Source organism: Caballeronia sordidicola, from assembly GCF_001544455.2.
Taxonomy (GTDB): Bacteria; Pseudomonadota; Gammaproteobacteria; order Burkholderiales; family Burkholderiaceae; genus Caballeronia; species Caballeronia sordidicola.
Genome location: NZ_FCOC02000027.1, coordinates 65,740 through 75,590, shown reverse-complemented (window position 1 = coordinate 75,590; position 9,851 = coordinate 65,740). Strand labels below are relative to the sequence as shown.

The following is a 9,851-nucleotide window of genomic DNA, read 5'->3' as shown; positions in this document are numbered from 1 at the left end:
TTCGGTAGGCTGCATGGCGAGCTCCCATCGTTGGATCGGAAGCTCCCAGCATCGCACCAGAAGCAAAACACGACATTCCTATATTGCTCAAACACGACATTAGGATATTGCCCCTACACGTAAAAAGTTTATAATTAACATTATGTAAAATTAAGAACGCGTGGGATCTGCGATCGCGCAAGAACCGCGGCGCATGCGCACGCCGCAACAAGGAACGATTTCCTGGCACGAAGAAGCAGCGCAGGCTCACCACTACTGCGGAAACGGATGTTTGCCGGTTGACTGACGGATAACCAGCTCGTTGGCAAAACACTTCAATTCGATGGCTTTGCCGGAATCGAGAATTTTTGCAAGCAGCAGATCGATCGAATAACTCACCATCTCGGCCATTGGCTGGCGCACGGTCGTCAACTCATACGCATCCCACGAAGCCAGTTCGACATCGTCGTAGCCGACGATCCACAGGTCGTCCGGCACCCGCGCCCGCGCCACCCTTGCGCCATCGAGAGCGCCGAGCGCCAGCACGTCGTTCACACAAAATATGGCGTCTGGCGGCGTGGCAAGTTCCAGCAACCGAAGCGCCATGGCCTTGCCGCTTCCGTGCGAAAACTCGGGCGAGCGCTGATAGTGATGCGCCAGCAATTCGACGCCCGCCGCTTCGAGCGCTTCCCGAAAACCCCGCTCCCGATCCCGGATCGTGCTTGCCTGCTGCGGTCCCCCGATCAACGCAATCCGCTTGCGTCCGCTTCTGACCAGGTAGTCGGCGACCCTCCGGCCACCCCCGACGTTATCGCTGGAGACTTGGTCGCCCGGATAGCCATCGACGGTGCGGTTGATCAAGACGACCGGCGCCTGCGGGGAGCGAATCTCCTTGATGAACTCCGACTCGTTCGTGCTCGCGGCCAGAATCACGCCATCCACAATACCCTGCCTCAACGCCTGGCTCGCCTGTACGTCACCGCCATATTCGGCGTCCCAGACGATCATGCGCTGCCCTAGGCTCGCAAGCCGGGCGCCCAGGGATTCGAGCATGGCCGGGTAGATCTGGTTGGACAGCCGGGCCACCACAACGCCGATCGAACCCGTGTGGCTGGTGCGAAATGCGCGAGCCGATGCGTTCAGTTCGTAACCCGTTTCAGCGAGTGCGCGCATGACCCGGTCGCGCCTGGCCTGACTCACGCTCGCGTCGTTTCGCAGCACGCGTGAAACGGTCGCCTGCGAGACTCCCGCGGCGCGTGCAACATCGTGGCTCGTCACGCTTGCCAGCCGCCTGGCGCGGCCGGCGACGCCCTTGCCTTCAGGCTTCACCACGGCGCACGCACCGGGCTGGCCGTCATTGCGTCAGTCAACTGCGATGCTGTATTCACGCGACATACTCCGGACATTTATTCCTGGCGCATTCTATCGTGCGCCCGCGTGCCCGTATGCCCGCGCTCCGGTCAGACAGCGAAAGGCAGGTCGAGCGTGGTCGTCCTGCACATTTCGCGCCGATATTTCCGGTCATCGAAGGGACGCGCCCGGTGCATGGTCGCGAGGTTGTCCCAGATCACAAAGTCATCCGGTTGCCAGACGTGGGCGTGAACAAAGCGAGGCTGGGTCGCGTGCTCGATCAGATCGCGCAGCAGCAGCCGCCCCTCGGGCACCGGCATGTCGAGCACGCTTTCCGCATGCGAAGCGAGGTAAAGCGAACGCCGCCCCGTGCGGACATTGGCGAGCACGAGCGGATGGTCCGCGCCCTTGAGCTTTTCGCGCTCCTCGGGCGAAAAATCGAAGCCCATCACATGTCGCGAATACGCGATCGAATGGTGTACCTGCAAACCGTCGATGGTCGCCTTCATGGCGTCGTCCAGCGCGTCGTAGGCCGCCCGCATGTCGGCGAATTCGGTGTCGGCGCGAACCGGCGGAACCACGCGGGCGGACAGCATGGAATACCGGCCGGCGGGTTCCTCGAACGATGCATCGGTATGCCAGAGACGGTTGCTCACGGTGCTCATGCGGCGGCGGTCGTCGGCGGCGAGGATATCGCCGCCCGCCCCCACGTTCGATACGTCCGTCAGGGCCTCGTTGCCGAACCGGTTTTTTCCCAGCACCGCGACGGAAGTCTTGGTATGGAGCACACCGTCGAAACGCTGCGCAAACGCGAGTTGCTCGTCATTGGTGAAAGGCTGGTTGCGAAAGACCAGGACCGCATATTCATCCATTGCCGCGCGCAAGCTTCCCAGTAATTCACGGTCCTGCGTTTCACGAAGATCGATTCCCGACACTTCAGCGACAAAGCGCGGATTGGCTTGCCCAGACGTGATTCTCATGACTTTTCCCCTATGGCCAGCGCGCGGAACGCCTGGCGTCGATGCATGATCAGATGACGCTTTTGACAAGCGACAGAATACGTAGTCTTTTATAGAGACTTACCCTTAAAGGATTAAGAAGCTATTTGTGACTACGTAGTCATGGTATTCTGTCTCTACCCGAGAGGTAGTGTCAATGACTATCCGAACGACAAGGAGACGGCCGCCATGCTGGCTTATTTCTGCACTCGATCACACATGATCGCAGCCCTGTCCGGGCCGAAAGACTGGAATGCGATGCTTGTTCTGGTTACGCCCGCCATGGAGAAATCGACAGCCCGGGGGCGCATGCAATGAACCGCGACTCCGCTCAAGAAGGCTCACGCACTCGCTGGCTGAGGATCATGCCGGTCGTGTTCCTGCTCTACACGATCGCCTATTTCGACCGCGTCAACATAGGCATGGCGCTTCCCAGCATGTCGAAGGACCTGGGGCTGTCGCCCTCGCAAGGAGGGTTTGTCGCGGGGGTGTTTTTCTGGGGCTATCTGCTCAGCTTTCTCGCCGCAGGTTGGCTCGCCCCGCGCTTTGGCGCGCGGCGCACCGTACTCGGGGCGCTGATCGCCTGGGGAACGTTCGCAATGCTCACCGGCTTCGCCACCAATTTTGTCGAACTGGCTGTGATGCGCTTCATGCTCGGCCTGTGCGAAGGCCCGGTGTGGACTTCGCTCGCGCTGTTGCTGTCGCAATGGTTCCTGAAGTCGGAGCGAGGCCGCGCGTTCGGTTTGTGGAACCTGAGCATTCCGTTCGGCGCGCTGCTTTCAGGCCCTATCTCGGGATTTGTGCTGACCTATACCGACTGGCACGTCATGCTGGTCCTCGAAGGCATACCTGCGTGGATCTGGGCGGTGGTCTGGTGGCGCGCGATTCCCGACAGCGTGGAAGCTGCCGTGTGGTTGCCCGCGGCAGAGCGACAAAGGCTGTCCGCCCGGCTCTCCGCCGAACAAGCGGAATTCGCGGCAGCACGCGCTTCCGCCGACTGGAGAGGCATGTTCCGCCAGCCCGCGGTCTGGTTGCTGCTTTGCGCGTTCTCGCTCAACAACATGGTCAATTATGGCTTCACGCTATGGTTGCCCACGGTCTTGAAGGCCGCGAGTTCCGCCAACATCGGCAACGTGGGATTGTTGAGCGCACTGCCCTATTTCGCCAGCATACTTGGCGTGATCGTGGCGACGTATAGTTCGGACCGTTTTCAAGAGCGGCGCATGCATGCGGGCATGCCACTGCTGATGGTCGGTCTGCTGCTGTTTCTCGGCTCGCAGGCAGGGGTTCATTCGGTGCTCGTGCAGATGGCTGCGTTCACGCTCATCGGCTTCTTCATGTTCATGACCCTGCCGCTGATCTCGGCGCTGTCGACCGATTTCCTGCCGCGCCAATGGGCGATTCCATCGATCGCGTTCACGGGCGGTCTTGGTAATCTCCTGGGCGGTTTCGTCGGGCCGATCCTGGTCGGCCGGCTGAAAGAAATGACCGGAAATTTCTCGCTCGCGTTTGCGTTGCTGGGTGTGTTGGGTGTGGTCGGCGGCCTGGTCATTCTTGCCATCCGGCCGGCCCGGACGGAAACCGCCGCTGTGAGGGCGCCGGCACGCATGTGAGGGCGTGATCCGCTTGGCGGCGTATCGGCCGGCTGCAACAGCCCTTCGCAAGGTGCCGGGAATACAGCCGGTTTTATGGCGCGCCTGCGGGCTGGAACGCAACCCGGCCCGAAGGCGCCGCGGCCTGAACCGCGGCGCTGGCCACTGGCCTATGCTTCGTGCTGGTCAACTGGCTGATACCATGGGCAAATGCCACGTTCCAGCAAGGCGATAGCGTAGAAAAGCGCGACGCCCATGATCGACAGAAGAGTCATGGCGCTGAACACAAGGTCCGTGTTCATCGTGCTCGAAGCAGTCAGAATTACGAAGCCAAGCCCTGTGTCGGAGCCCACGAACTCGCCGACAACCGCGCCAATCACAGCAAGCGTCATGGCGACTTTCATGCCGCCAAAGAGATACGGCATCGCAAACGGAAGTCTGATCTTGATGAACGTTCGAAGCATGGGCGCGCCGTAAGAGCGGCTCAACTGCAACATCTCTTCGGATACCGAAGCAAGTCCCGCGCTTGTGTTGATCACGATCGGAAAAAACGCCGTCACCGCTGCGACGAGAACCTTGGACGGCATTCCGTAGCCAACCCACAACAGAATGAGCGGGGCCAACGCCACTTTGGGAACCGACTCAAAGATAAGAAATAGCGGATACAAGATGTTCCGTGCGACCTTCGACGACGTGATGATGACGGCAAGAGGAACGCCGACTGCGACCGCGAGTGCGAAGCCACTCAACGAGGCAAAGAGCGTCGTTGCGAAATGGCCGGGCAATGAGGCGCGGTTAAGCCAGATCGCCTTGCCGATTACCGTGGGCGCGGGAAGCAGCCAGTCCGGCACCTTGGCGAACCGGCATATTGCCTCCCAAACAACCAGCAGTCCGATGATCGCCACCACCGACATCATGGTCGATCCGTCGCCGAGCACTTTTTTTCCGAACATTACTTGCTCTCCCGCTGCAATGTCTGAACACGGTCACGAACCAGATTGGAAAAGTGTCCGAAACGCGGTGTGGAAGTCATCGAAATAGTACGAGGCCTCGGTAAATCGATATCCACGATTTGATCGATGCGTCCAGGCCGGGTCGCCATGATGACCAGACGATCCGAGAGCAGTACGCCTTCTGGAATAGAGTGCGTCACGAAAATGATTGTCTTCTTGCGCTCCTGCCAGATGCGCAGGATTTCAAGAGACAACTCCTCACGCGTCATGGCGTCGAGCGCCGAGAACGGCTCGTCCATGAGCAACAGCGGCGGGTCGGTGATGAGCGCGCGCGCGATGGCCACCCGCTGCTGCATTCCCCCGGATAGTTCTCGCGGATACGACTGCTCGAATCCCTTGAGCCCCACAAGTTCGATCAGGTCCCTTGCTTCCCCACGATGCTTGTCGATCGAGCGGCCAAGCATTTCCATTGGCATCAGCACGTTGCGCTCGACGGTATGCCATGGAAAAAGCAGCGGCTGCTGAAAGCAGATGCCAATATCAGAGGTGGGCGCCGTCAATGTCTTGCAGCGGAACTGGATGTTGCCGGTGGTGGCGGGCACTATCTTGCCGAAGATTTTTAATAACGTGCTTTTGCCGCAGCCGCTGGGCCCGATGATTGTCAGGAACTCGTCCTCGCGCACGGCAAGCGAGACGTCGTTGAGCGCATTGACCCGCTTGCCGGAGCGGCCAACGTAGGTCATGCCTATCTGCGCGAGTTTAAGGATTTCGTTCATCGCGCATAGCCCTATTTGAAGAATGCCGGTGTGTACAACTGCTCCACGGTCACCGAACGCTTGAGGCCAAGCGGCTCCCGGATCAGATTGACGTTGTTGGCAAGCTTCGCGGGATCGATAAAACCATAGCCGTGCTTCTTGACTTCGTCGGTCAGGGCAAGCTGTCTGGTGTCGAGCAGTTCGGCTTTTGCAATAGCGGGCTCGGCTTCAGCCGCGTGTCTGGCAAGAATCGCCACGGCCTCGTCCGGATGATCGAACGCGTACAGATTCCCACGCAAGGATGCTGCAACAAAGCGCTTCACCACATCCGGCTTGTCGTGAATGGTCGAGTCGGTGGCAACAAGCGCGTCTCCATACAGGTCATATCCGTAATCCGAGAACCTGAACACCTTGATCGTCAGCTTCTGCGAATCAGCGACCTTCTGATAGCGGCCGAGATACGAACTTTGATCGAGCACCGCGTCGACCTGCCGGGCCATCAGCATGGGCGCGTAGGAGCTTGCCGTGACCGTGATCTCCTTGATCTTGCTGCGGTCTATATGATTGACCTTCAGGAATGCGGGCCACATGTTGATTGTCGATCCGGCGGCGGAGCGTGCCACCGTTCTTCCTTCCAGGTCCTTCGGACTCTTGATGCCCGACTCCGCCGCATAAAGGATTGCCGTTGCGGCTTTCCCGTAAGTCATCGCGACCATCTTGACCGGTGCGTTGTCGTTGGCGACGCCGGCGATTACAGTGGCCGTATCCACCAGGCCGAACATCGACTCTCCAATGGATATGCGTTTCAACGTATCGCCGGATCCGCGTCCCCGTGATATATCCACGTCAAGTCCCGCGTCGCGGTAAAAGCCCTTGTCCAACGCCACGAAATAGCCCGCATCGCGCCCGCTGATAAGCCAGTTCAACGCGAACTTGACCTGATCCGCAGCGTGCGCGACCGGTGTCGCCGATACTAGCGCAAGTGATATTGCAAGGAGCGTGAGACACTTCGGACCCCGTCCGTTAGCATGCTTTTTCATTTATGAGTTTCAGCACCGATCAAAGTAAAGAGCGTGGACGCCAGTAGCGTCACGGTTGACAACAGCTACGAAAGACCAGCAAATCACAGCTTGAATTCTCCGGCTTCATAGCGTTTGAAAACGTGGCCAAGATCCGCCATTGTCACGGGATCGAGGTCGTAGCGAGGCAATGGCTCCTTGTCCCAGTGGTTATATTCGTCAACCCCGCGGACCAATACCGCGTTGCGCCTGCCGCGCACCGAACTGACATGAGTCGGGCCATAGAAAAACGCCAGACCAATGCGCCGGCCATCCGATGTGTTGGGCATCGAGCCGTGCACCGTGCGTTCATGGTGAACCGAGAATTCGCCGGGTCGAAGCGTCAGGTCAACCGCGTCGTCTTCGTTGACATCGATTACGGTATGGCCCCGCGCGAGCAGATTGTTCGGAACCTTGCGTTCCTCATGCTCGCGATTGCCATCGAGATGGGAGCCACGAATCACGCGCAGGCATCCATTGCCCGGATGGCTGTCGGTGAATGCGACCCATGCGGTGACGCATGCACTGGGCACCTGTCCGTAGTAAAGCGAATCCTGGTGCCATGAAACGAAGCCGGGATCGTGCGCGTTCTTGGCAAACAAGGAAGATCGGAACAGCAGGATATTCGGTCCAATCAGGTCTTCCACAACATCGAGTATGCCGGGGTTGCAAGCGAGATCGACCATCCAGGGCGAGGAAAGATGCGCCTTGATCTTCAGCGATCCCTCGGCGGGTAATCCCGTTCGTTCTTCGAACGCCTCGATGCGACGAAAATATTCGCCGGCCTCGCGATCGGAAACAGCGCGGCACGGCGCGATATAGCCGTCTTCCTTGAATTTAAGGATCTGTTCGGATGTCAGTCGCTTTCCCATTTCGTTGCTCTCGTGTGAAGTGATCCGATTTTCTTGCGAACCAGGGCCGCCGAATGTTGCGGTGATTTCTGTCGTTGTGGCTCAAGGCATTAACCATGCCAATGTAGTAGAAGTGAGTCCGCAGGGCGCGCCCGGGTGGCGTCTCGAACATTGCGCCGTGCGGATCGCCGGATGCTAACTGTGTGGCACACCACGTATATATCGACAATCATGCCTTGGTGGGCTTCCCAGGCACGCGCACTGTATTGAGTCAGCAAGCACAATATGTGTGAGCAGCGCACGACGATGAGGCATTTTTGTGGTGTACCACACATTACGCAAAAAATATCACCGTCCTGGCGTGCAAAATGAAGCGCCACGGCACCTTATTCGCATGCAATGTCGTGATACTTGCGGTTGTAGTAGATCAAAATGCCCCCGTGCGGATTCGCGTCGATCCGGTCGACCTCGCACAGCAGGATGTCGTGCGTACCGACCGATACCGTGTTCGATATCCGGCAGTGCATCGACATGATCGCGCCGCGCAGCGCGGGCGCGCGCCCGTCCTCCTCGACCCATTCGCCGGATGCGAACCGCTCGTCCATCGGCGCCTTCGCGGAGAACGCGGCCGACATCGGCTGCTGGCTTGCGCTCAACGTATTGATGCAGACAACGCGGTTGCTGAGCGTCGCCGCGTAGGCGGACGAGTTGCGATTGATGCAGACGAGCACGCTCGGCGGCGAATCGGTCACGCTGCATACCGCTGACGCAGTGAAGCCCGCGCGGCCCGTCGCGCCGTCGGTGGTGATGATGTGGACCGCGGCGCCGAGGTTGGCCATCGCGTTGCGGAAGTCCGTTACGCAGAGCGTACTCTGCTGAGAACATGCGGCCTTGCGGGCCGCGGCAAATGCCATGTCTATCGACATCGGGAAATCTCCTTGTCCAGAATGGGCCGGTGCGTCAGCGCGCATATCGGCTCGCGGGCCGTTCCAGCCCCAGGTTGTCACGCAGTGTTGTGCCGGTGTATTGCTTGCGAAGCCGGCCGCGCCGTTGCAGTTCGGGCACGACGTGGCGCACGAAATCCTCCATATCGTTTGGCACCACGTGGAACGCGAGCATGAAACCGTCGGCCGCGCCGCCATCCACCCACTCTTCCATGTAGTCGACAATCTGTGCCGGCGTGCCGCAAACCGTGACCTTGCCCCGGTCGTAGCTCGTGTACAACTGGCGCAGTGTCATGTTCTGTTCGCGGATCAGCGTCGTGATCTGGCGGAAGTACGCCTGGTGCAGATTCGCCTTCTTCGGAATCAGATGTTCGGGAATCGGCTCGTCGACCGGCAGGCCGGTCAGGTCCGCTTCGAGGTCCATCCCGAGACGCATGCGGCCGACGTCCGGATGAATCAGGTTCTGCAACTCGCGGTATTTGTCCTCGGCTTCGGCCTTGCTGCCGCCGACCATTACCGACAATCCCGGCAGGATCTTCAACTGGCTCGCGTCGCGATTGAAGCCGGACATCCGGCCCTTCACGTCCGCGTAGAAACGCTTTGCCTCATCGAAGGTGGGATCGGACGCGAACACGACCTCGGCCGCCTCCGCCGCGAACGACTTGCCCTCCTCCGACGAACCCGCCTGGATGATGACCGGCCGCCCCTGCGGCGTGCGCCGGATGTTCAGCGCGCCGTGCACGCGGAAATGCTCGCCCTGGAAGTCGGTGACATGAAATTTCTCCGGATCGAACATCCGGCACGCGGCCTTGTCCGCAAGAAACGCGTCGTCGTCCCAGGTGTCCCACAGGCGCATCACGACGTCGAAGAATTCGCGCGCGCGTGCATAGCGCTGCCCGTGCGGCGGCAGCCGGTCGAGCCCGAAGTTGCGCGCCGCGTAGTCGCTCGCGGTCGTCACGACGTTCCAGCCCGCGCGGCCATGAGACAGATGATCGAGCGAAGCGAACAGGCGCGCGAGGTTGTACGGCTCGTAGAAGCTCGTAGAACCGGTTGCACCGAGGCCGATGTGCTTCGTCGTACCGGCGAGCGCGGAGAGCAGCGTGATTGGCTCGAACATGTTCATCATGTACGGAAAGCGTGAGAAGTCGTTCAGCTTCTCGGTGCGCGCGCCGGGGCTGTCGGCGAGAAAGAACAGGTCGAAGCGGCCTTCCTCGGCGAGGCTGGCAAGACGGCGCCAATAGTCGATGTTGGTCGTGGCGTCGGCGGGCGCGGTCGACTGGAGCCACGACGCGACATGCTGGCCTGTCGCGTACGCCAGCATGCCGAGCACCATGTTGCGATTACCCGTGTTGGTCATGGCCTTGCGAATCC

9 protein-coding genes are annotated in these 9,851 nt (G+C 60.0%); 1 reads left to right on the top strand and 8 read right to left on the bottom strand.

Going from position 1 to position 9,851, the window contains the following annotated elements; translation table 11 throughout:
• Positions 1–252: 252 nt before the first annotated feature.
• The gene (locus tag AWB64_RS27760) at positions 253–1,311 is read right to left on the bottom strand and encodes a LacI family DNA-binding transcriptional regulator (RefSeq protein WP_244164229.1); all 1,059 of its coding nucleotides are present in this window, start codon (positions 1,309–1,311) and stop codon (positions 253–255) included.
• Positions 1,312–1,439: 128 nt separating this feature from the next.
• Positions 1,440–2,309, bottom strand: a complete 870-nt coding sequence (locus tag AWB64_RS27755; RefSeq protein WP_060858613.1) for a TauD/TfdA dioxygenase family protein — start codon at positions 2,307–2,309, stop codon at positions 1,440–1,442.
• A gap of 332 nt (positions 2,310–2,641) precedes the next feature.
• Between AWB64_RS27755 and AWB64_RS27745 the strand changes: the two genes are divergently transcribed.
• Positions 2,642–3,940, top strand: a complete 1,299-nt coding sequence (locus tag AWB64_RS27745; protein ID WP_060858611.1) for an MFS transporter — start codon at positions 2,642–2,644, stop codon at positions 3,938–3,940.
• A 149-nt stretch (positions 3,941–4,089) separates the two neighbouring features.
• Here AWB64_RS27745 and AWB64_RS27740 read toward each other — a convergent pair whose 3' ends face one another.
• The 6 genes from AWB64_RS27740 to AWB64_RS27715 form a co-directional block, all read right to left on the bottom strand.
• Positions 4,090–4,872, bottom strand: coding sequence for an ABC transporter permease (locus AWB64_RS27740; RefSeq protein ID WP_060858610.1), 783 nt, complete (start codon positions 4,870–4,872; stop codon positions 4,090–4,092).
• Positions 4,872–5,615, bottom strand: a complete 744-nt coding sequence (locus AWB64_RS27735) for an ABC transporter ATP-binding protein (RefSeq protein WP_244164228.1) — start codon at positions 5,613–5,615, stop codon at positions 4,872–4,874. The genes AWB64_RS27740 and AWB64_RS27735 overlap by 1 nt, the downstream gene beginning before the upstream one ends.
• Before the next feature lie 44 nt (positions 5,616–5,659).
• Complete coding sequence (locus tag AWB64_RS27730) at positions 5,660–6,667, bottom strand: ABC transporter substrate-binding protein (RefSeq protein WP_060858608.1); 1,008 nt, start codon at positions 6,665–6,667, stop codon at positions 5,660–5,662.
• Between the two features lie 83 nt (positions 6,668–6,750).
• Positions 6,751–7,557, bottom strand: a complete 807-nt coding sequence (locus AWB64_RS27725; protein ID WP_060858607.1) for a phytanoyl-CoA dioxygenase family protein — start codon at positions 7,555–7,557, stop codon at positions 6,751–6,753.
• A gap of 365 nt (positions 7,558–7,922) precedes the next feature.
• Complete coding sequence (locus tag AWB64_RS27720) at positions 7,923–8,462, bottom strand: flavin reductase (protein WP_060858606.1); 540 nt, start codon at positions 8,460–8,462, stop codon at positions 7,923–7,925.
• 34 nt (positions 8,463–8,496) lie between these two features.
• Positions 8,497–9,837 carry an LLM class flavin-dependent oxidoreductase gene (locus tag AWB64_RS27715; protein WP_244164227.1) on the bottom strand — a complete coding sequence of 447 codons (1,341 nt, stop codon included), beginning with the start codon at positions 9,835–9,837 and terminating at the stop codon, positions 8,497–8,499.
• Positions 9,838–9,851: the final 14 nt, after the last annotated feature.

Excerpts from the sequence above, each read along its gene's own strand:
- AWB64_RS27755 (WP_060858613.1), bottom strand. The coding sequence starts at position 2,309 with ATGAGAATCACGTCTGGGCAAGCCAATCCGCGCTTTGTCGCTGAAGTG.
- AWB64_RS27735 (WP_244164228.1), bottom strand. The coding sequence starts at position 5,615 with ATGACCTACGTTGGCCGCTCCGGCAAGCGGGTCAATGCGCTCAACGAC.
- AWB64_RS27720 (WP_060858606.1), bottom strand. The coding sequence starts at position 8,462 with ATGTCGATAGACATGGCATTTGCCGCGGCCCGCAAGGCCGCATGTTCT.
- AWB64_RS27730 (WP_060858608.1), bottom strand. The coding sequence starts at position 6,667 with ATGAAAAAGCATGCTAACGGACGGGGTCCGAAGTGTCTCACGCTCCTT.
- AWB64_RS27745 (WP_060858611.1), top strand. The coding sequence starts at position 2,642 with ATGAACCGCGACTCCGCTCAAGAAGGCTCACGCACTCGCTGGCTGAGG.
- AWB64_RS27740 (WP_060858610.1), bottom strand. The coding sequence starts at position 4,872 with ATGTTCGGAAAAAAAGTGCTCGGCGACGGATCGACCATGATGTCGGTG.
- AWB64_RS27725 (WP_060858607.1), bottom strand. The coding sequence starts at position 7,557 with ATGGGAAAGCGACTGACATCCGAACAGATCCTTAAATTCAAGGAAGAC.
- AWB64_RS27715 (WP_244164227.1), bottom strand. The coding sequence starts at position 9,837 with ATGACCAACACGGGTAATCGCAACATGGTGCTCGGCATGCTGGCGTAC.